We start from the raw sequence: 19,793 nt of genomic DNA on the forward strand, positions 1-19,793 counted from the left end.
GGTGTCCATGCCTGTGGAACGTCGAAACAAGCAGGCATGCCCGGGTTCGCGCCCCCAGGGCCGTCTCCGACATGGGTGCCACGGCCCATGGCTGGGGGCCGCGTGCGCGGGTAGCGTCCAGACATGGCCACCTTCGACCTGACCAGGCTCCGCGCGGTCATCTTCGACACCGACGGTGTGATCACCGACACCGCCCGTGTGCACGCCGCCGCCTGGAAGCACGTGTTCGACGCCTTCCTGCGGGGCCGCGGCGCGGCGCCGTTCGACATCCGCGCCGACTACCTGGACCACGTGGACGGCCGGCCTCGGCTGGACGGGGTGCGGACGTTCCTGGCCTCGCGCGGTATCTCCCTGCCCGAGGGCGGGCCCGGCGACGAGCCGGGCGCGGCCACCGTGCACGGGCTGGGGCGGGCCAAGGACGCGCTGTTCGTCGAGCAGATCGGAAGACACGGCGTGGCCGCCTTCCCATCCGCCGTCGCGCTGCTGCACGAGCTGCGGCGGCGCGGCGGCCGTACCGCGGTCGTCTCGGCCAGCAGGCACTGCCGCGCCATCGTGGCGTCGGCGGGCCTGCTGCACCTGTACGACGTGCTGGTCGACGGCAACGACGCCGCCGAACTGGGCCTGCCGGGCAAGCCCGACCCGGCGCTTTACCTGGAGGCCGCGCGCCGCCTGGAGCTGCCCGCCACCGACGTGGCGATCGTCGACGACGCGCCGCCCGGCATCGAGGCCGCGCGCAGGGGCGGGTTCGGGCTGGTCGTCGCGGTGGACCGGAGCGGCGCGCACGCGGCGGCGATGCGGGCCGCGGGAGCCGGCGCCGTCGTCGGCGACCTGGCCGACGCCGACGTGGCCGGGCGCGTGCCCGTGGGGCGGCGATGAACGCCCCCGACGCCCGGCTTCAACACTGGCGTTCACAGAGACGAGGAGAACCGATCATGACTGGACCCGGTGATCTCGGACGCCGCATCATCCACCACCGCGAGCGCCTCGGCTTGACCCGCGAGCAGGTCGCCGCGCGCGCCGACCTGTCCCCGGGCTACCTGAGGTATCTGGAGGAGCACCCGGACACGCCGGACACCGGCTCTCTCTACCGCCTGGCCGACGCCTTGAAGACGACGATCGACGAGCTGCTCGGCGGCGGCCTGGACCGGCCGCCGGGACACGGCCCCGCCATGGCCCACCCGAGCCTGGAGGCGCTCGACGCCGAGGAGTGCCTGCGGCTGATCGCGCCGGGCGGGATCGGGCGGGTGGCGTTCAACGGCTCGCACGGGCTGACGGTGCTGCCGGTCAACTACAAGATGCACGAGGGCGCCATCGTCTTCCGCACCGCCTCGGGCGGCCCGATGGACCAGGACCTGCGCACCGGGCTGGAGGGCGTCGACATCCAGATCGCCTTCGAGATCGACATGATCGACGAGTGCAACCGCGAGGGCTGGAGCGTCCTGGTCCGAGGGCCGGCGCACCACGTGCCGCCGGAGGAGGCCGACGACGTGGCCGCCGCCGGCGTCACCCCGTGGGCGGGCGGCGAGCGCCAGCTGTTCATCCGCATCGTCCCGCACCAGATCAGCGGCCGCCGCATCCACGGCCTCTGACCTGGCGCGGGGTCAGCGGCAGCCGGTCGCGCCGAACGCCAGGAACTGCGTCACCTCGACCTGGTTGAAGTTGTCGTCCGACCCGATCACCAGCGTGCACTCGCCGTTGGCCAGGCGCGGCCCCCAGGCCAGGCTCTCCAGGTTCTGCACCGGCTGCCGGACCGAGCTCAGGTCGTGGACCAGCCGCTTGGCCACCGGCCGGTACGGCATGCCGCCCAGATCGGTCCTGCCGAGCACGTTGGTGGCGCCCCGCAGGTCGATCTCGTACAGCCGCACCCGGTAGTTCACGCCCTCGATCCAGGAGCGCTCGAGCGCCAGGTAGCGGAAGTCGTCGATGGGCAGGATCTCCGACACCCCGCTGTCGGCCTCGCCGGTCGGCGGGATCGGCGCGGCGGGCAGCGCGTCGAGCGGGTAGACGTACTGGCCGCGCAGGTCGCCCCGGCGGCTCCACATCGTCAGCCGGGCCGGCGCGCCTTGCTCCACCGTCGGCACCGGCCCGTCCTCGTAGCGCGGGCCCTCGGTCACGGCGGTGATCGCGTGGCGCGTGACGGCCAGCCCCTCGAAGCCGAAGTTCCGCCGCGGCCCGTGCTCGCTGTCCGTCAGCCGCAGGGTCGACGGCAGCCGCAACGTGCCCACGTGCCGCCCCTGAAGGTCCACGCTGCGCACGGCGGAGGTGGAGATCGGGATCGACGGGTTCCCGGCGTCGGGCCGGTCCCCCTCGTCACCCCACAGCAGCCGGCCGCTCCACCGGTCGAACCTGATCGACTCGGGATCGGCGGAACCCGGCTTGCCGTAGCCCGGGTAGGGCGTGCCGTCGCCCCTGGTGAGCGTCGTGACCCCGGTCAGCCGCACCCCGCTGAACATCCCCGACCGCGGGTCGATGTCCAGGCGGCCGGTGTAGAAGCGGGCCGGGTTGTAGCGGGCCCGGTCGTCGGAGATGAAATACCAGGTGCCGGTGCGCGGATCGTGGTCGATGCCGGACAGGCCGCCCACGACGGTTCCCTCGTGCCGCATCAGGTGCGGCAGCCGCTGTTCCCCGAGGAAGCGGGTGATCCGCACCGGATCCCGCGGCGTCGCGGCCGAGGCCGGCTGCGCGACATTCACCGCCGCGACCGAGAGCGCGACGGAAATTGCCATTATTCTCCGCGAACGAGCCATTTTATCCCCCGCAATTGAAGGGCCTCCCACTGGACTGACGGAGAAATGAAAGCGCGGATCGCAGGGGAAGTCCACGCAGGCAGCGCGCGTCGACAATGGCATGCCGCATATCAAAGAGGGCTAATTCCTGACGCGAAGGAAAATACGCTGTGCGAATTGTCGCCCTTTACGATGTAGATCAGGTATAGGCCGACGGTGCGGTGCCGATGACGGCGGCGGCGTCCCGATCGTCGGAGCCGGCCGCCCGCGCCGCCAGCCCGGCGCGCGCGACGGCCCTTACGGTCTCGGCCGCCTGGCGTTCGCTGGTCTCGACCAGCAGGTGGCCGCCGGGCGCGAGCCACTCCGGCGCCTGCGTGATCACCCGCCGCACGACGTCGAGCCCGTCGTCACCGCCGTCGAGCGCCGTCAGCGGCTCGTACAGCCGGGCTTCGGGGGGCAGCAGGCCGACCGACGCGGACGGCACGTAGGGCGGGCTGGCGATGAGGATGTCGACCCGGCCCCGCAGCGTGGCGGGCAGCGGCTCGTACAGGTCGCCCTCGTACACCCGCCCCTCGGGCAGGTTGCGCCGGGCGCAGCGCACGGCCGCGGGGTCGAGGTCGGCGGCGTGCAGCTCGGCCGCCCGCCCCAGCCCGGCCGCCAGGGCCGCGGCCATCGCGCCGGTGCCGCAGCACAGGTCGAGGACGACCGGGGTGCCGGGGATGTCGCGGGCCAGCGCGACGGCCTGCTCGATGAGGAATCCGGTACGGGGCCGCGGCACGAACACCCCGGGCTCCACCACCAGGCGCAGGCCGCAGAACTCCGCCCAGCCCAGCACGTGTTCGAGCGGCCGGCCGGAGATCCGGCTTTCCACCATGGCGGCGAGCTCGGCGGGGGTGCGCGCGGTGGCGATCAGCAGCTCGGCCTCGTCCTCGGCGAACACGCATCCGGCGGCGCGGAGCCTGGCGACGATGTCAGCCATAGCGGGAGATGATGAAAAGACGGACATGGGCGTCGTTCCTATCAGAGTCCGCACATATCCCTGCGGGCGGCCCTGGGGATGCCGCCGCGCAGGTGTAGCCCGGCGCCTGGTCTGGTGTCAATGGTGAGGGAACCACCGATGGCTCCGAGGCGGTCGTTCATGTTCGTGATGGTGCCCGGCGCGGACCACCTCGGGGCGCCGCTGCACACACGAAAGGCAGAATTCCGCCGATCCTCTGGATAACGCCGACCGGGCCAGGGGAAGGCTTTCCTGTCAATCGATCAGCCGGTTTGGGTCTTCCTGGTAGGGCCCGTCCAGCGGGCGGACGGGCCCTTGCGAGCCGTCAGGTCGCTCACGTCAGCCGATGGCGGTGGGCAGGGGGCTCCAGGCGGCCGAGAGGCGCTACCCGCAATGGTGGCGGCGGCGGCATCGCGGCGCCTCTGTCTTGACCGCGACATCGACGTCGCTTGTCGAGCGACCCTGCTGCCTACCCCGCTTCTTCTGCTTCATGGATGCCTTTCCCCTGCTTCCTGGCGGTGTGGCCGATGCGATGGATGATGCGATGGATGATGCGGTGGGCGATGGCGGCACGCCCGCGCAGTCGGCCCGCCGAACGAGGTTCGCGTCCAGGGTGACGGCGCCATCGAGCGCCAGGAGGCGACCGTCCACGATCGCGCCGGTGTTCGCGCCGATCGATGTCTGCGCGAGGATGTTTCCAGCGAACCTGGAGCCCACCCCTAGCGTGGCCGAGCTGCCGACCCGCCAGAAGACGTTGCACGCCTGGGCGCCGTTCTCGAGGGTCACCGTGCTGCCGACTGCGGTGACGAGCGTGGATGCCATCTGGAAGATGAAGACCGCGTTCGGATCTCCCTGCGCGTCGAGGCGCAGGTTTCCCGTGATCTGAAAATCGCCTGCATCGGATGCGTAGACCCCTGGCGGCAAAACGGTCCCCCCGAGCTCCGTTCCGACTATGGTGGCTGGACCTTGGGCTGCGGCGAAGTTATAGGCGGTGAGCAGGCTGGCTTGGGCCGCCGCGGCCCCAGTGCCGGGCGGGTGCGTGTCCCCGACCACCGTGCCCGGCGGAAAGTTCGTCGGCGGCGTCCCCGAGACGACCCCGAGATCCCCGACGACGACGGTGGCTCCCAGGGGCGTGTTCGTGACTGTGGTCGCGGCCAGGACCGCGAATTCCTCGGCCGCGCCGAGCGGCGGCCGCGTCTGCGCGCTGGCGACGTGCGGTGTCGCGACGGGGATCCCCATGGCGACGATGGCGGTGAGAGCCCCTGCTAGCCAGGAACGAGCGATATTTCGCGGCACGACGCGAGGATTACTGACGTCTGTCATGAAATTGACCTCTCATTGCATTCAGGTGACCCCTGATGATGTGCCATTCCATCCGACTCTACTAATCGGCGACGTCACGCTCGTTATACGACATGCGCGATATTCTGGCCTGACATCTATTTCTGGACATAAAGGAAATGTCGCTCTTATCCGTCAGACCACGACGCTATTTCGAGGGAACCGCTCGCTCATGCCACTACCGAGCCGCGCGGGACACAGACTGGCGCCGTACAGGGCATTGCCTGCAGGAAGGCGGCCGTTCGGGATGCCGACGCTGATCCGCTGCAACGGTCATCGATACAGTGAGAGCCTTATGCGACCGGGCCTGTTGTTGCACGCAGGATTCCCGCCCAATGCCGTTCCGTCGCTGCCGCGGCATGGCAGGGAATGACATCCCAGGGCACCTCCGCGGCGTGGCGCAATTGTCAGAGGGCGGCGGGTTCAGGCGCGGATCCGGGATATCCGGGCATGGGGCTGTTGGATCACGACGCTGGGCGCGCTGCTGCGGGCCGGGCTGACGGCCGGGCCCGGGTGCCGCATGTTCGACGCTCACGAGAACCCATGATCATGTTGAGGTGCCGGCGGCGATGTGCCTAAGATGCCGCACCGCCTGATCGTCGGCCCCTCCCCGTCAAGCGGCTCTCCGGCGGACGTCCCGCGCCACGTGTTCAGTGAATCACCGCCTACGCGCGCGCCTCCGCAGTAATCCCAGTCCCCGCTACCCGCGGTTTCACGTGTTCTCAACGAGAGGAAGCACGCATGATCGGCATGCCCGGAAACGGCTCCGCCACGCATCGCGCGGAGGTGGACGAACTACCTGTCCAGTTCGCCCGTACCCGGCGGTTCAGCCTGGGTGTCCCTTCCTCGTTCACCATCGCCGCGGACGGCGCGTCGGTCCTGTTCCTGCGCAGCCGGGGCGGCGAGGATCCCATCGCCTGCCTGTGGGAGCTGGACCTGGACTCCGGTACGGAACGCCTGCTCGCGGACCCCGTGGAGCTGCTGGCGGGCACCGGCGAGCCGGCGGCCGGGATCGCCGCGTACGCCACCGACCACGCGGCGGGGGTGGCGGCGTTCGCGCTGGCGGGCGAGCTGTGGGCGGTGGACGTCGCGAAGGGCGAGGTACGCCGGCTGCCCGCGAACGGCCCGGTGACCGATCCGCGTCCCGACCCGACCGGCCGGCGGATCGCCTACGTCAGCGGCGGCGGCACGCTGCGCGTCATCGAAGACGATCGGGACCTGGTGATCGCCGAGCCGGACGGGCCGGAGGTGCGGTTCGGCGTGGCCGAGCACGTCGCCGGCGAGTCCATGGGGCGCACGCGCGCCCACTGGTGGTCGCCGGACGGCTCCCGGCTGCTGGTGGCCAGGGTGGACGAGAGCGCCGTGGCCCTGTGGCACGTGGCGGACCCGTCGGACCCGGCGCGGCCGCCGCGCGGGGTGCGCTACCCGGCTGCCGGCACGGCCAACGCCGAGGTCACGTTGTGGGTGGCCGGGCTGGACGGGAGGCGTACCGAGGTCCAGTGGGATCGGGCGGCCTTCGAGTACGTGACCGCCGCCGGCTGGGACGCCCACGGGCCTTACGTGGCGGTGCAGAGCCGGGATCAGCGCACGCTCCGGATCCACGGCGTCGACCCCGGCTCCGGTCGTACCAGCCTGCTGGCCGAGCTGCGCGACGCGCACTGGGTGCAGCTCGTCGGCGGCACACCGGCGCGGACGGCGGCGGGAGGGCTGGTGGCGCACGCCGACGTGGACGGCACCCGGCGGCTCACCCTCGACGGCGTCCCGATCACGCCAGCGGCGCTCCAGCTACGCGAGGTCCTGTGCGTGGACGGCGACGACATCCTGTTCACCGCCTCCGGCGATCCCACCGAGACGCACCTGTGGCTGTACCGGCCCGCCTCAGGCGACCGGCCTGATCTGCCTGATCTGCCGCCCGGCGCAGATCCCGGCGCGCCGGCGGGCGACCGCGCGGCCGGCGGCGAGCCGGGGGCAGGGCCGGGGCTGCGGCGGCTGAGCGTCGAGCCAGGGGTGCACGCGGGCGTGTGGCGGGCCGGCACGCTGGTGCACGTGGCCCGCACTCCCACCCGCCCCGGCGCCATCACCACCATCCGGCGGGCGGGCCGGCCCGGCGTGCCCGTCGCCTCGCTCGCCGCGCGCCCCGCGCTGTCCCTGCGCGTCCTCGCGCTCAGCACCACCGAACGCGAGCTGCGCAGCCACCTGCTGCTCCCCTCCTGGCACCGCCCCGGGGACGGGAAGCTGCCCGTCCTGGTGGACCCGTACGCGGGCCCGGCCGTGCAGCGGGTCACCGCCGAGCAGGCGCCCATGACGTTCGTCTCCCAGTGGTTCGCCGAGCAGGGCTTCGCCGTGCTGATCACCGACGGCAGCGGCACCCAGGGACGCGGCCCGGCGTGGGAGCGCGAGGTGCACGGCGACATCTTCGGCCCGGTGCTGGCCGACCAGGTGGCCGCGCTGCACGCGGTCGCCGCCCGCCACCCCGACCTGGACCTGGGCAGGGTCGCCATCCGCGGCTGGTCGTTTTCCGGGACGCTGGCGGTGATGGCGGTGCTGCGCCGCCCCGACGTGTTCCACGCCGCGGTGGCCGGGGCGGGGACGAGCGATCAGCGGCTGTACGACACCCACTGGCGCGAACGCTTCCTCGGCCACCCCGGCCGGCACCCGGAACGCTACGAGGCCTGCTCGACGATCCCCGAGGCGCCCACGCTGGCCCGGCCGCTGCTGCTGATCCACGGCCTGGCCGACGACAACGTCTTCCCGGCGGGCACGCTCCGGCTGTCGGCCGCGCTGCTGGCCGCAGGGCGTCCCCATGAGGTGCTGCCGCTGACCGGAACCGCGCACTCCCCCACCACCGACCCGGCGATCTTCGCCGGGCTGCTCCGGCATCAGCTCGACTTCCTCAGCAGGCACCTGTGACCGGCGGCTAAGCGGATCTGCGCCGGCCGCGGGGGATCAGGGCCGGGTTGACGTTGTGGAGCACCGTGTCGCGGGTGATCACGACACGTGCCACGTCATCCCGGCCCGGCACCTCGTACATCACGTTGAGCAGCACCTCCTCCAGGATCGCGCGGGTCGCCCTGGCGCCGGTGCGGCGCAGCAGCGCCTGCTCGGCGATCGCGGCCACCGCGCCCTCGTCGAACTCCAGCTCGACGCCGTCCAGCTCGAACAGCCTGCGGTACTGCTTGATCAGCGCGTTGCGCGGCTCGGTGAGCATCCGCATCAGCGCCGCGCGGTCCAGCGGCCGCAGCGTCGTCACCACAGGGAGCCTGCCGGTGAGCTCGGGGATCAGCCCGTACGCGACCAGGTCCTGCGGCATGACCTGGGACAGCACGTCCTCGTCCGCGGACGGCGGCACGGAGCCGAACCCGGCGGCCCTGCGGACGGCCCGCCGCTCGATGATCCGCTCCAGGCCCTCGAACGCGCCGCCGGCGATGAACAGCACGTTCGTCGTGTCGATCGGGATGAAGTCCTGGTGGGGGTGCTTACGGCCACCCTGCGGGGGCACGCTCGCGACCGTGCCCTCCAGGATCTTGAGCAGCGCCTGCTGCACGCCCTCCCCCGAGACGTCACGCGTGATCGACGGGTTCTCGCTCTTGCGGGCGATCTTGTCGATCTCGTCGATGTAGACGATGCCGGTCTCGGCCTTGCCGACGTCGAAGCCGGCCGCCTGGATGAGCTTGAGCAGGATGTTCTCGACGTCGTCGCCGACGTACCCGCTCTCGGTGAGCGCGGTGGCGTCGGCGACGGCGAACGGCACGTCCAGCATCCGCGCGAGCGTCCGCACCAGGTACGTCTTGCCGCTGCCAGTCGGGCCGACCAGCAGGATGTTGGACTTGCCCAGCTCGACGGGCTCCTCCTCCTTGGCGGCCGGCGAGCGCAGGCGCTTGTAGTGGTTGTAGACCGCCACCGACAGCGCCCGTTTGGCCGGCTCCTGGCCGATCACGTACTGGTCCAGGAACGCGTGGATCTCCCGCGGCCGCGGTGCGTCCGGTACGCCCTTTTCTTCGGCCCTTTCTTCGGCCATGAGCTCATTGCACTGACCCACGCACTCGTCGCAGATGCAGACCGACGGCGGGCCCGCGATGAGCTTGCGGACCTCCGCCTGGCTCCTCCCGCAGAACGAGCACAGCACCGAGTCCCCGCCCTTGCCGGCGCGCGCCACCCGATCAACCTCCCGGTCGCAAGAACACGGGCAGGGACGTCAGCCGCCAGGTGCCCGGATCGGGCATGTACGGGGCCTCCCCGGCGAGCGCCAGATCGGGGAAGCGGCGCAGCAGGGCGCCGAGCGCGATCCCGCTCTGCACGCGGGCCAGCGACGCCCCGACGCAGAAGTGCGGCCCGTGCGCGAATCCCAGATGTGCCGACGGCTCGCGCCGGACGTCGAACCGATCCGGCTCCTGGAACACGCGCGGATCCCGGTTCGCGGCCGGGATCGCCGCGACGACGGGCACCCCCTTCGGTACCAGCACCCCGCCGATCTCGACGTCCTCCCTGGTGAAGCGGGGAATGGTGAGCAGCTGCGGCCCGCACCAGCGCATCAGCTCCTCCACGGCGCGCGGTATGAGCCCCGGATCGGCGCGCAGCGCGGCGAGCTGCTCCGGGTGGGCGAGCAGGGTCACCACGGCGTTGGCGATGAGGTTCGTGGGCGTCTGGCCGGCCAGGACGAGCTGCCACACCAGGGTCACCAGCTCCACGTCGCTGAGCCGGTCGCCGTCCTCCTCCTGGATGCGGGCCAGGTCCGAGATCAGGTCGTCGCCCGGCTCGCTCTTGCCCCTGGCGACCGCCGCCTTCGCCCCTTCCATGATCCCGGGAATGGCCTTGCCGAACTCGCTTCCCATGCCGGCCGCGACGGCGGCGCCGTACTCGCGCCAGCGCGGGCGGTCGGCGGCGGGGATGCCGACCAGCTCGCAGATCACCTCGATCGGCAGCGGCCGCGCGAAGTGCGCCAGCAGGTCGACCGAGCCGTCCGCACCGGCGTGGCCCGGCAGATCGTCCAGCAGGCCCTCGACGATCCGCTCCATCCGCGGCCCGAACGCCGCGGCCTTGCGCGGCGTGAACGCCGGCGCCACCAGCCGCCGCAGCCGCGCGTGGTCGGAGCCGTTCAGCTCGGACATGGTGTTGTCCATGTACGGCACGCACTCGGCCGGCACGTCGGGCCGCTGATAGCTGCCGGCGTTCGTCTCCAGCCTCGGGTCGCTCAGCATCGCGCGGGCGTGCTCGTGCCGCAACACCGCCCAGAACGGTCCGAACCCAGGCGCCACCAGCCGCGCCACGGGCGATCGCTCCCTGGCCAGCGCGTACGCGGTGAAGGGGTCACGCAGCACCGCGACGTCGGTCAGGTCGATCTCAGGCACGTCGGTCATCGCCACTCCGATTTCAAATGATCTCATCATCTGAATGGTCACGGTATCGTGGTGGCGGGCGTACAGCAATCGAGGAGGATGATGGTCCGGCTCACCAGGGCGCAGGCTCAGGAGCGCAACCGGGCGAAGGTGCTGGCCGCGGCGAGGGAGGAGTTCGCCGAGCGCGGGTTCCGGGACGCGAAGATCGACAGCATCGCCGATCGCGCCGAGCTCACCCGCGGGGCGGTCTACTCCAACTTCCCCGGCAAGCGTGCGCTCTACTTCGCCGTCCTCGCCGAACTGGCCGAGCAGGCTGCCGCGCCTGCCGAGATCGAGCCCGCGCTCACCGTCGCCGAGGCGCTCGGTGCGGTGGCCCGCGTGTGGGTCACCCAGCTGCCGCTGTCCACCGAGGACGAGCACGCGCCCAGCAGACTGGGCATGGACCTGATGCCGGAGATTCTCGCCGACGAGGTCACGCGCCGGCCGTACGCACAGCTCATGAAGCTCAACGCGGTGCTGCTCGGGCTCGCGCTGGAGCGGCTGCGGCCGCCGCCGGCGCCGGACGGCCGCCTGGTGCGGCTGGCCGAGGCCGCGCTCACGGTCCTGCACGGCGCCGGGCAGCTGGCCGCCGCGGCGCCGGGGTTCGTGGAGCCGTTCGACGTGGTGCGGGTCTGCGAGCAGCTCGCCGACCTCGATCTGGACGACCGGTGGTGGGTGGCGCCCATGCTCCCGCGGGTGGGGGCGGCCGACGAGCCGTGGTCGCCACCGCCGCCCGCGCCGGACGCGATCACCGGCGAGCCCGCCGCGCTGGAGCGCGACGGGGTGGTGGCGGTGCTGGGGCTGCACCGGCTGGCGGCCGCCGAGGACGCCGTACGCGCGGCGCCCCCGGACGCCGAGGTCACCGCCGTCGTGGTCACCGGCGCACCCCAGGAGCTGTTCCCGCTGGCCCGGCTGGCCATCGCGGACCTGGCCCGCTGCCTGCGCCAGGCGTTCCCGCGACCGGCGTGGCCGCGGCTGCGGGTGGTGTACGACGAGTCGGGCGAGCTGGCGGCGGCGGCCGGGGTGACCTCGGTGAGCGACGCGACGCAGACGGCCGTCCGCGTCGCGTCGGGGCGCATCGTGCTGCGCGCCGACGGCTTCGGCGCCTGCCACGCCGCCGCCTCCGGCCCGCGCTGATCCGCCACCGCCCGGGGGCCGTACCCGGCTGCGGCAGTGGCCCCGTTATGTTGTGTCATGTGATCCACGCCGTGGTGATTGATGTGGACGACACGCTCTGCCTCACCGAGGCGGTGTGTTTCGAGCTTGAGAACGACGTTCTGGCGCGCATCGGCCGCGAGCCGATGTCGCGGGCCGTGCACCTGTCCACGTGGGGGCAGCCCTTGCTCGAAGCGATGCCACAGCGCTCGCCCGGTCTCGACCTCAAGACCTTCGCCGCCGTCTACCGGGTCGTGCTCCGGGAGTACGTGGCGGCGGGGCGACTGGATGTCGTCGCGCCGGAGAACCTCCAAGCGCTCGATGATCTCGCCGCCGCAGGCCGCAGCCTCATGCTGCTGACCTCACGCACCGAAACGGAGATGGAGCACCTGCTGGCGCCGGACCACGTGCTCACCGGCCGGCTCACCGCCGTCTATCACGCGGGCAACATGCGCTTCAGCAAGCCCGACGCCCGCGCCTTCGACGAACTTCTGGCCGCCACCGGGCTGGAGCCCCGTCAATGCCTGTACGTGGGCGACTCCCCCGGCGACGCCCAGGCCGCCAACGGCGCCGGCTTACATTTCATCGCCTGCATGCAAAGCGGCATCAGACAGCGCGCCGACTTCGACGCACACCGTGTCGACGCGTTCATCGACACCTTCCCCGAGATGGTCGACGCCGTAGCGCGCCTGGAAAGCGCGAGCCCGGCCCCCCTTGAAGGCGGCTCTCGACCAGAGCCGTGATCTCATGCACGCGCCGCCGGATCCGGTCCGGTCAGGCGGTCTGTGATCTCCTCGGCCGGCAGCACCAGCGCAAAGCCCTTGCGCAGGACCGCGAGTTCGGGTTCCTGACGGGACTCGTCGTCGGTGGCGGTGATGTCGGCGCCGAACACGACCCGGTACCCGCGCTCGTACGCCTGCCGCGCTGTGGTGCCGCAGCAGTAGTTGGTCAGCGTGCCGGTGACGATGACGGTGTCGCGGCCGAGGTTGCGCAAGATCGTGTCGAGCGGGGTGTCGTAGAAGGCGCCGTAGGAAGGTTTGCGGATCAGGACCTCGTCGTCGCGGTAGCCCATCTGGTCCCAGACCGCTGCGGGGCCGGGCCGGCGCCAGTCGGTGTCGGCGTGCGGCAGGTAGCGCAGGGCATGAGGGCGGTCCAGGCCGAGGTGGGTGTCGTCGAAGACGGTCCAGATCACCGGGACGCCGGCGTTCCGGCAGTGGTCGACGAGGCGGCCCAGCCGGGGGGCCATGCGGGTGGCGGCCGGCACCCAGTACGGGCTCCAGCCGGGCCGGACGAACTCGTCCTGCATGTCGATGACGAGCAGCGCCGAGCGTTCGGGGTCGATCGTGAACGATGCCTGCCCCCGCTCGTAGGCGGCCCGTGCGCGCGTGGTCACCCACTCCTCGGTGTAGGACATCCGCTCTCCTATCTCGATTCGAGGTATGTCGGTTCGATGTGGCAGGATAGCAGCATGCTCGAGCTGGCGATCCTGGGGTTCCTGGCCGGAGGGCCGCTGCACGGATACGAGCTGCGGCGACGGGTCGCGGCGTTGTCCGGACACACCCGCCCGGTCAGCGACGGCAGCCTCTATCCGGCGATCAACCGCCTGGTGAAAGCCGGCCTCCTGCGACAGCGCACCGAGCCGGGCGCCTCCGCCGCCCAGCGCCGGGTGCTCACCCTGACCGACAGCGGCCGCGCCGAACTGCTGCGCCGGCTGCGGGAACCGGCCGGCCACGACATCACCGACAGCACCCGCTACTTCACCATCCTGGCTTTCCTGTCCCTGCTTCCCGATGTCGCCGACCAGCACGCCGTGCTGCGCCGGCGGCTGGAGTTCCTGGAACAGCCCGCCAGCTTCTTCTACGACGGCGGCCAACCCCTGCACTCACGCGACGTGGACGACCCTTACCGCCGCGGCATGCTCGTCATCGCGCGCGCCACCAGCCGGGCCGAGCGCGCCTGGCTCCACGAGATCCTGTCCTGAGCGATCTGTACGACCGGGACGAGCACGGCGAGTTCCTCCACCTGCACACCGTCACCGTGGGACGCGTCTTCTTCGAGATCGTCCAGCGCAGGGGCGAATACCACGGCTACGGAGCGTCGACGCCCCCATCCGGCTCGCCGTGCAGCACGCGAAGGGTCACTAGGATGGGCGGATGACCTCTCAGCCCGCCGCCCCCGAACGCCAGCGGGACGCCGAGCGCACCAAGGCGGAGATCCTCGAGGTCGCCCAGCAGGAGTTCGCCCGCCACGGCTACGCGGGGGCGCGGGTCGACGAGATCGCCGCCCGCATGCGCACCACCAAGCGCATGATCTACTACTACTTCGGCGGCAAGGAGCAGCTCTACATCGCGGTCCTGGAGAAGGCCTACGCCGAGGTCCGCGAGATGGAGCAGACGATCGAGGTGGAGCACCTGGCCCCGGTCGAGGCCATCCGCACGCTGGCCGAGCTCACCTTCGACCACCACGACCTGCACCGCGAGTTCATCAAGCTGGTCGCGATCGAGAACATCCACCAGGCCGAGCACATCCGCAAGTCGCAGGCCCTGGCCAATCTCGGCACGCCCGTGCTCGACCTCATCTCGCGCATCCTCGACGCCGGGCAGCAGTCGGGCGACTTCGTCACCGAGGCCGACGCCATCGACGTGCACATGCTGATCAGCTCGTTCTGCTTCTTCCGGGTGGCCAACCAGCACACGTTCGGCGCGCTGTTCGGGCGCGACATGACCGCGCCCGAGCACCGCGACCGGCTGCGCCGGATGGTCGGGGACGCGGTCGTGGCCTACCTGCGCGGCGCGGGAGCCCGCAGCTGATCAAGCGGCGGCCCCGAGCTCGTGGTCGCCGGCCACGACCCGCTGGTCCTGGAACGGTTTCCGCTGCTCGAGCCCGACGTCGCCCTGATCAGTCCCTGACGACGCCGGTGTGGTGGCCCGCGCCGGCGTCAGATGCCGACCTTCGGAGCGCCCTCCGGGGCACGCAGCAGGCCATCCGGTAGATAGCCGGACCTGACGCCCAGCTCCCACCCGTGCACCTGGACAGCCAGTGCGGCGAGAGCGATCGTGCCGACCGGCAGCAGGCTTCGCGGCGCCGCATCGGCTGATGCGCTCCCGCGGTGCTGGACGAGACGACCGGCCAGGGCCCGTTCGAAGGCCGGCTGGTCGTCCTCCAGGAGCACACGGAGCAGCTGCTGATCCGGCGTCAGCGCGCCGAGAGCAGCCAATCGCCGAGCCGCCTCGACGCGCTCTTCGGCATCCGGCTTGCGCAGCGTCACCGAGGGCCAGTCCCGGGGTAGGTGCCCGCGTGCCTTGGTCAGGTAGCCGCACAGCGCATCCATCTCCGCGAGGCCCGCCGGATCCGACCGCGACTCCAGCGGCGAGTATGGCACCCCGTCGCGGATCGCGGGCGCATAGTCCTCCCGTAGCAGCAGACCGATCACGCGGTCTCGCTCCCATACTGCGCCACTGACCAAGCACATCGCGAACGCGTCCAGCCAGGTCCTCGTGGTGGGCGCGCGGTCCACTGCGTCCCCGAAACTGAAGTCCTCGCTGCTGAGCGTCTCGTCGATGAGAGGGAAGGGGACCTCGAAGTCGCCGTTGGGGAAGGCGCCGAGGCTCAGCACCCCGAGGGCGCACTCCGCCGCCGTACGCAGGACTATGCGTGAGGGGGCGGCGCTGAGCGTGGGGTCCTCCAGGGTACGGGCGGCGACGTGGTCGAGGAGTTCGTCGCACATCTCCTGAAGTCCCTCCAGGGACAGGCCACCGTAGCGCAGCCAGTGCCAGCGGCCGAACGCCCGCCCGTAGATGTCCTCCAGCGCTTGAGTGATCCGCTGCTCATTGACGCTGTGGCACGTCACTTCCGGCACGGTTGTCGTCCTTCCTTGATCCTTCCGGCTGGTGGCGGCACCCTACCAACATCAGGATCGGAGTGCCGCGCCGGGCGGCTGTGCCCGGCGCGGCCGTCGGCGAGCATCCGCGCATACGTAGCCGCGGCGAGCGGGCCGGGACCGCTGAAGAACGGGGCCGTCGACGGTCGCCGCAGGGCCTGCTCGGCGGAGCGGGCGTTTCGATCGCCCAGCGGTGGGAGCTCTTGGGAAGGGGGTCGTTCTCTTCGCTGAGGTCGCTCAGCGCGCCCATCGCCTGGTCCAGGCGGCGCGAGCGGCTCAAGACCTGGCAGGACTGGGCCGAGGCGACGGCCATCGATCGTGGTCAGCGGTCCGGCTTCTCGACCGTGACCAGCACTTCGACCGGGTCGCAGTCTGGGGCGGTGGCGAGCAGGCGGATGTTGCCGGGCGCGGTCGGCTTCAGCACGGCGAGCGCGCGGCCCTGGTAGGTGTGGCGCTCGGTCGCGTCGAACCGGTCCTTGGTCGACGGGTCAGCGCTGCCGAAGCCGATCAGCGTCCCGTCGCCTGAGACGTCCACCCGCACGGGTCGGTCGGATGCGGTGTGCACTGTCCCGGCCGAATCGACCAGGGTGAAGGCGATGTAGGCGAGGTCGCCGACGTCGGCCGTGATGACCGGCCGATCTGGTTCGGCGTGCAGTGCAACGGAGCCGGACGCGGTCCGCAGCATTTCGCGGCCGGATTCGACGCCGTCGCGGTAGGCGATCGCGAGCAGTTCGCCTGGTTCGTAGGCGGTCTCGAACTCGGTGCGGAAGCGGTGCTGTTCGCCGACCGGGCTGCGTCCGAGGGAGCGGCCGTTGACCAGCAGTTCGACCTCGTCCGCGGCGCTGTACACCTCGACGATGATCGGGGCGGTTTCGTGGCCGGGCCAGGTCCAGCCGGCGATGGTGTCACTCCAGGCCCAACGGCTGCTCATGACGGTCTTGCCGTGGTGCTGCGGCCGCTGGACCGCGAGGTAGGGCTGGTCGCGCAGGCCGAAAACGATCTCCCGGTAGTAGGAGGCGGGGAGCCGGTGGCCGGTGATGTCGAGGTCGCCGCAGCCGGCCAGCAAGTAGGGATACGGCGCGGTGAACGTGGGATGCGGAGTGTCCGGTGTGGAGTATTGCGGCCGGCCGATGCCGACCTCCCCCAGGTAGTCCCAGCCGGTCCAGGTGAAATCGCCGATGACATGGCTGTGCTGTTTGACCAGTCGCCAGTTGTCGTCAATGCGGGTCGGGAAGGTCTCAGTGCCCAGGATGATCCGGTTCGGGAACAGCGTGTGGTCGGTCGCGTAGCGGATTTCCGAGTAGTTCATCCCGGCCACGTCGAGCATGCTGTAGGTCTCGGCGGTGCGGGTGGTGACCAATTCGGAGCCCGCGACGGCGTTCACGTCGAAGCCGCTGTCGGCCATGAGGGTGTTGATGCCGGTGCCCTCCTCTCCCTGGGCTCGCAGGTCAGTGAGATCGGGCAGCAGGGCCAGCAGGTTGTTGACCGCGTTGGTGAGGAAGCGGGTGTCATCCAGCGCACGAACCTTCTCGGCGAGTCGGCGGCCCCATATCGCCCCAGTGGCTGAGCCGGCTTCGGGGATCTCGTTGCCGAGGGAGTAGAGGACGACGCTGGGATGGTTGTAGTCCTTGGCCACCATCGCCTCGATATCGCGTTCCCACCATTCGGGGAAGTCGAGGCTGTAGTCGAACGGGTTCTTGCCCCAGGTCCACATATCGAACGCCTCGTCGACCACCAGCATGCCGAGACGGTCGCAGGCGTCGAGCATCGCCGTGCTCATGGGATGGTGAGACATGCGGATCGCGTTGAACCCCGCGTCCTTGAGCAGCCGCACGCGGCGCTCCTCGGCTCTCGCGAACGTCGCGGCGCCCAGCGGTCCGTTGTCATGGTGCACGCACGCGCCGCGCAGCTTGACCGTCTCGCCGTTGATCCGCAACCCGTGCTCGGGGTCCAGGCGCAAGGACCGGATGCCGAAGGTGACCTCCGCGGCGTCGATGTCCGTGAGGGCGACCGCGCACGTGTACAGGGCGGGCGAGTCCGGGCTCCACAGCGAGGGGTCGCGGACGTAGAAACGCCGGCGAGCGACGGCCGGCTCGCCGGGCTGCACGGTGACCGGCGCGGTATCGGACGCGACGACGGTCCCCGCGGCATCGCGGATCTCGGTGACCAGTTCGACGGTGCGGATGTCGATGGAGTCGTTCTCGACCGTGGTAGCGACCTCCACGACCGCGCGTTCGGTGTCGATGTCCGGGGTGGTGACCTGGACGCCGTCCGGCCTGATGCGGACCACGTCGCCGATGAGCAGCCAGGTGTCGCGGTAGATGCCCGCGCCGGAGTACCAGCGCGAGTCCTGGTGGGTTCGGCACTCCACCCGGATCTGGTTGTTCTCGCCGAACCGCAGGAACCGGTCCGCGTCGATGAAGAACCTCGAGTATCCGTACGGGCGTTGCCCGGCGTAGTTTCCGTTGATGAACACGGTGGCGTCCCGGTAGACGCCCTCGAACTCGAGCATGAGCCGCTTACCCCGGTGCTCCTCGGGTGCGAAGAACGTCTTGCGGTACTCGTACGCGCCGCCGGGGAAGTAGGCGGTCGCGGCGCCGTCCATGGTGGCCTCGCGGTCGCGGGTGAGCATCGCGTCGTGTGGCACTGTCACCGGCTGGAACGGGACCGCGGTGCCGGCCAGTTCGGCGAAGGGATTGACCTTTGGACGGAACTGCCAGTCGTCGTTGAACGATGCGCGGATCACGTGACTCCCTCGGGGGTGAGCGCTTCCTGAAGATCAAGGAAGGTCGCGCTTTCTCGCAGGCGAGCTTCGGGCAGCCTTCCGGAGGTGACGGCCTTCTCGAGCTGCCGGGTGTGGGTGTCGCCCGGGCCGCCCGGGGTGAGCCAGTTGTTCCCGCCCGCGATCATGTCGACGACGTCGCAGGTGTCGTAGGAGTTCCAGTCGGTCATGACGAAGCCGGTGAAGCCGAACTCCTCCCGGAACACCCCCTCGATCAGCTCGGGGTCGGTGGCGGTGTGCAGCCCGTTGACGGCGTTGCAGGCGGTCACCAGGACCTTGCCCTCGCGCACGGTGAGGCGAGGAGGGTCCTGGTGGCCGCGCGGGATCTGGGACAGGAAAGCCATCTGGGTCCTTGAGGTGGGTTGCCGATCGAAGCGGATCGTCACGGTCACCCGCGGCGCCTGGCCGCGTCGGCTGCGGTCACGTCGCGGACGGTCCGCGCCGGCATCTGCGTTTCGGTCTCGGCAGGGCATGGGCGGGGAGAGGCGGTGGAGCGCCGGACGACCAGGCTCGGAATGACCGAGAAGTGCGCGGCGGAGGTGCGGCCTTCGATGCGTTCGAGCAGCAGTCGTCCGGCCGTGCGGCCCATGACGACTCCGTCCTGGTTGACGGTGGTCAGCGCGATGTTGGGATGAGCGGCCAGCTTGGTGTTGTCGTAGCCGGCCACGGAGACGTCGCCCGGGACGGACAGGCCGGCTTCGTGCAGCGCGGCCAGGACGCCGAGGGCCGCCTCGTCGGAACCGGCGAAGATCGCGGTGGGGCGTGGCGAGCGGCCCAGCAACTCGCGGGCACCATCGTAGCCCCCCTCCTCGGTATACGAGGTCGTGGCAACGGCGATCTCGCCGGCCAGGTTGTGCTCGCGCATCACGCGCGCGTAGGTCTCGGCCCTGATCTGGGGCGTGCGGTCGGCGGCCTGCCCGTGCTCCTTGTCGAAGGTGATGTGCCCGATGCTCCGGTGACCGAGCCCGATCAGGTGTTCCATGACGAGCTCGGAGCCGACCCTGTCGTCATCGACGATCGAGTCGTAGGCCGGGGACCGGTCGTGCCTGCCGAGCACCAGCGTGGGGATCTCGCGGGCCACCTGCTCCAGATGCGTGCGAGCGGCGAGCGGGGCGATCATGAGGATGCCGTCCACCTGCCGGTCGATGAGGGCGTCGATGGCTCGCTTCTCGGTCTTGTCGCGCGTGCCGCCCTGGATCATGATCGCCTGATACTCCGACTCGGCGAGCTCGTCCACCAGGCCGGTCACGATTTCGGCGTAGAACGGGATCCCGATGTGCTGCAGGAGCACGCCGATGGTGAAGGCCCGCCCGCGCAACGCTCGCGCGGCGGCCTGGGGACGGTAGCCCAGCTCATCGATGGCCCGCTTGACGCGGTCACGCATGGCCTGGCTGACCCCGTAGTCGTTCCGGATGACCTTCGACACCGCCGCCTTGGACACCCCGGCGTGTTTCGCCACGTCAGAAATGGTCACTCTTCGTCGCCGCTCAGGCGCGACCATGGGCATCCCTTTCTCCAGCCGAGTTCTGCCGAGCCT

At 70.9% G+C, this 19,793-nt stretch carries 17 protein-coding genes; 7 read left to right on the forward strand and 10 right to left on the reverse strand.

Annotated features, from left to right (window positions below):
- Positions 1-123: 123 nt before the first annotated feature.
- On the forward strand, positions 124-876 hold the full coding sequence (locus ACTMTI_RS40795; RefSeq protein ID WP_441126146.1) for an HAD family hydrolase: 753 nt from the start codon (positions 124-126) through the stop codon (positions 874-876).
- Between the two features lie 56 nt (positions 877-932).
- The gene (locus tag ACTMTI_RS40800) at positions 933-1,589 is read left to right on the forward strand and encodes a helix-turn-helix domain-containing protein (RefSeq protein WP_441126147.1); all 657 of its coding nucleotides are present in this window, start codon (positions 933-935) and stop codon (positions 1,587-1,589) included.
- A 12-nt stretch (positions 1,590-1,601) separates the two neighbouring features.
- Here the strand turns inward: ACTMTI_RS40800 and ACTMTI_RS40805 are convergent, their stop codons facing one another.
- The 3 genes from ACTMTI_RS40805 to ACTMTI_RS40815 form a co-directional block, all read right to left on the reverse strand.
- Positions 1,602-2,726 carry an esterase-like activity of phytase family protein gene (locus tag ACTMTI_RS40805; RefSeq protein WP_441126148.1) on the reverse strand — a complete coding sequence of 375 codons (1,125 nt, stop codon included), beginning with the start codon at positions 2,724-2,726 and terminating at the stop codon, positions 1,602-1,604.
- Between the two features lie 199 nt (positions 2,727-2,925).
- Positions 2,926-3,705, reverse strand: a complete 780-nt coding sequence (locus tag ACTMTI_RS40810) for a putative protein N(5)-glutamine methyltransferase (protein WP_441126149.1) — start codon at positions 3,703-3,705, stop codon at positions 2,926-2,928.
- Positions 3,706-4,107: 402 nt separating this feature from the next.
- A complete protein-coding gene (locus ACTMTI_RS40815; protein ID WP_441126150.1) occupies positions 4,108-5,046 on the reverse strand; it encodes an ice-binding family protein in 939 nt (312 codons plus the stop codon).
- Positions 5,047-5,805: 759 nt separating this feature from the next.
- On the opposite strand from ACTMTI_RS40815, the gene ACTMTI_RS40820 reads away from it, so the two are divergent.
- Positions 5,806-7,974, forward strand: coding sequence for a prolyl oligopeptidase family serine peptidase (locus ACTMTI_RS40820; RefSeq protein WP_441126151.1), 2,169 nt, complete (start codon positions 5,806-5,808; stop codon positions 7,972-7,974).
- 7 nt (positions 7,975-7,981) lie between these two features.
- Here ACTMTI_RS40820 and clpX read toward each other — a convergent pair whose 3' ends face one another.
- Together clpX and ACTMTI_RS40830 are read right to left on the reverse strand one after the other, a co-directional pair.
- Positions 7,982-9,220 carry an ATP-dependent Clp protease ATP-binding subunit ClpX gene (clpX, locus tag ACTMTI_RS40825; protein WP_441126152.1) on the reverse strand — a complete coding sequence of 413 codons (1,239 nt, stop codon included), beginning with the start codon at positions 9,218-9,220 and terminating at the stop codon, positions 7,982-7,984.
- A gap of 4 nt (positions 9,221-9,224) precedes the next feature.
- Complete coding sequence (locus tag ACTMTI_RS40830) at positions 9,225-10,421, reverse strand: cytochrome P450 family protein (RefSeq protein WP_441126153.1); 1,197 nt, start codon at positions 10,419-10,421, stop codon at positions 9,225-9,227.
- A gap of 81 nt (positions 10,422-10,502) precedes the next feature.
- On the opposite strand from ACTMTI_RS40830, the gene ACTMTI_RS40835 reads away from it, so the two are divergent.
- Both ACTMTI_RS40835 and ACTMTI_RS40840 read left to right on the forward strand, forming a co-directional pair.
- A complete protein-coding gene (locus tag ACTMTI_RS40835) occupies positions 10,503-11,576 on the forward strand; it encodes a TetR/AcrR family transcriptional regulator (protein ID WP_441126289.1) in 1,074 nt (357 codons plus the stop codon).
- Between the two features lie 59 nt (positions 11,577-11,635).
- Positions 11,636-12,337, forward strand: coding sequence for an HAD family hydrolase (locus ACTMTI_RS40840; RefSeq protein WP_441126154.1), 702 nt, complete (start codon positions 11,636-11,638; stop codon positions 12,335-12,337).
- A 2-nt stretch (positions 12,338-12,339) separates the two neighbouring features.
- On the opposite strand, the gene ACTMTI_RS40845 is transcribed toward ACTMTI_RS40840, so the two are convergent.
- The gene (locus tag ACTMTI_RS40845; RefSeq protein WP_441126155.1) at positions 12,340-13,008 is read right to left on the reverse strand and encodes a cysteine hydrolase family protein; all 669 of its coding nucleotides are present in this window, start codon (positions 13,006-13,008) and stop codon (positions 12,340-12,342) included.
- A gap of 54 nt (positions 13,009-13,062) precedes the next feature.
- Here ACTMTI_RS40845 and ACTMTI_RS40850 point away from each other — a divergent pair, with 54 nt between their 5' ends.
- Together ACTMTI_RS40850 and ACTMTI_RS40855 are read left to right on the forward strand one after the other, a co-directional pair.
- Complete coding sequence (locus ACTMTI_RS40850) at positions 13,063-13,575, forward strand: PadR family transcriptional regulator (protein WP_441126156.1); 513 nt, start codon at positions 13,063-13,065, stop codon at positions 13,573-13,575.
- Positions 13,576-13,747: 172 nt separating this feature from the next.
- A complete protein-coding gene (locus tag ACTMTI_RS40855; RefSeq protein ID WP_441126157.1) occupies positions 13,748-14,404 on the forward strand; it encodes a TetR family transcriptional regulator in 657 nt (218 codons plus the stop codon).
- Positions 14,405-14,532: 128 nt separating this feature from the next.
- On the opposite strand, the gene ACTMTI_RS40860 is transcribed toward ACTMTI_RS40855, so the two are convergent.
- From ACTMTI_RS40860 to ACTMTI_RS40875, 4 genes are all read right to left on the reverse strand, one after another.
- Positions 14,533-15,453, reverse strand: coding sequence for an immunity 49 family protein (locus ACTMTI_RS40860; protein ID WP_441126158.1), 921 nt, complete (start codon positions 15,451-15,453; stop codon positions 14,533-14,535).
- Positions 15,454-15,796: 343 nt separating this feature from the next.
- A complete protein-coding gene (locus ACTMTI_RS40865) occupies positions 15,797-18,220 on the reverse strand; it encodes a glycoside hydrolase family 2 TIM barrel-domain containing protein (RefSeq protein ID WP_441126159.1) in 2,424 nt (807 codons plus the stop codon).
- On the reverse strand, positions 18,217-18,600 hold the full coding sequence (locus ACTMTI_RS40870; RefSeq protein ID WP_441126160.1) for a hypothetical protein: 384 nt from the start codon (positions 18,598-18,600) through the stop codon (positions 18,217-18,219). Before ACTMTI_RS40870 ends, ACTMTI_RS40865 begins: the two co-directional genes overlap by 4 nt.
- Before the next feature lie 44 nt (positions 18,601-18,644).
- Positions 18,645-19,715 (reverse strand): LacI family DNA-binding transcriptional regulator, encoded by a 1,071-nt coding sequence (locus tag ACTMTI_RS40875; RefSeq protein WP_441126161.1) that lies wholly within the window; start codon positions 19,713-19,715, stop codon positions 18,645-18,647.
- Positions 19,716-19,793: the final 78 nt, after the last annotated feature.

The sequence above is a fragment of the Nonomuraea sp. H19 genome (assembly GCF_052068215.1).
Taxonomy (GTDB): domain Bacteria; phylum Actinomycetota; class Actinomycetes; order Streptosporangiales; family Streptosporangiaceae; genus Nonomuraea.

Coding starts and splice junctions, on each gene's coding strand:
- ACTMTI_RS40795 (WP_441126146.1), top strand. CDS start 124: ATGGCCACCTTCGACCTGACCAGGCTCCGCGCGGTCATCTTCGACACC.
- ACTMTI_RS40800 (WP_441126147.1), top strand. CDS start 933: ATGACTGGACCCGGTGATCTCGGACGCCGCATCATCCACCACCGCGAG.
- ACTMTI_RS40805 (WP_441126148.1), bottom strand. CDS start 2,726: ATGGCAATTTCCGTCGCGCTCTCGGTCGCGGCGGTGAATGTCGCGCAG.
- ACTMTI_RS40810 (WP_441126149.1), bottom strand. CDS start 3,705: ATGGCTGACATCGTCGCCAGGCTCCGCGCCGCCGGATGCGTGTTCGCC.
- ACTMTI_RS40815 (WP_441126150.1), bottom strand. CDS start 5,046: ATGACAGACGTCAGTAATCCTCGCGTCGTGCCGCGAAATATCGCTCGT.
- ACTMTI_RS40820 (WP_441126151.1), top strand. CDS start 5,806: ATGATCGGCATGCCCGGAAACGGCTCCGCCACGCATCGCGCGGAGGTG.
- ACTMTI_RS40830 (WP_441126153.1), bottom strand. CDS start 10,421: ATGACCGACGTGCCTGAGATCGACCTGACCGACGTCGCGGTGCTGCGT.
- ACTMTI_RS40835 (WP_441126289.1), top strand. CDS start 10,503: ATGGTCCGGCTCACCAGGGCGCAGGCTCAGGAGCGCAACCGGGCGAAG.
- ACTMTI_RS40845 (WP_441126155.1), bottom strand. CDS start 13,008: ATGTCCTACACCGAGGAGTGGGTGACCACGCGCGCACGGGCCGCCTAC.
- ACTMTI_RS40850 (WP_441126156.1), top strand. CDS start 13,063: ATGCTCGAGCTGGCGATCCTGGGGTTCCTGGCCGGAGGGCCGCTGCAC.
- ACTMTI_RS40855 (WP_441126157.1), top strand. CDS start 13,748: ATGACCTCTCAGCCCGCCGCCCCCGAACGCCAGCGGGACGCCGAGCGC.
- ACTMTI_RS40870 (WP_441126160.1), bottom strand. CDS start 18,600: ATGGCTTTCCTGTCCCAGATCCCGCGCGGCCACCAGGACCCTCCTCGC.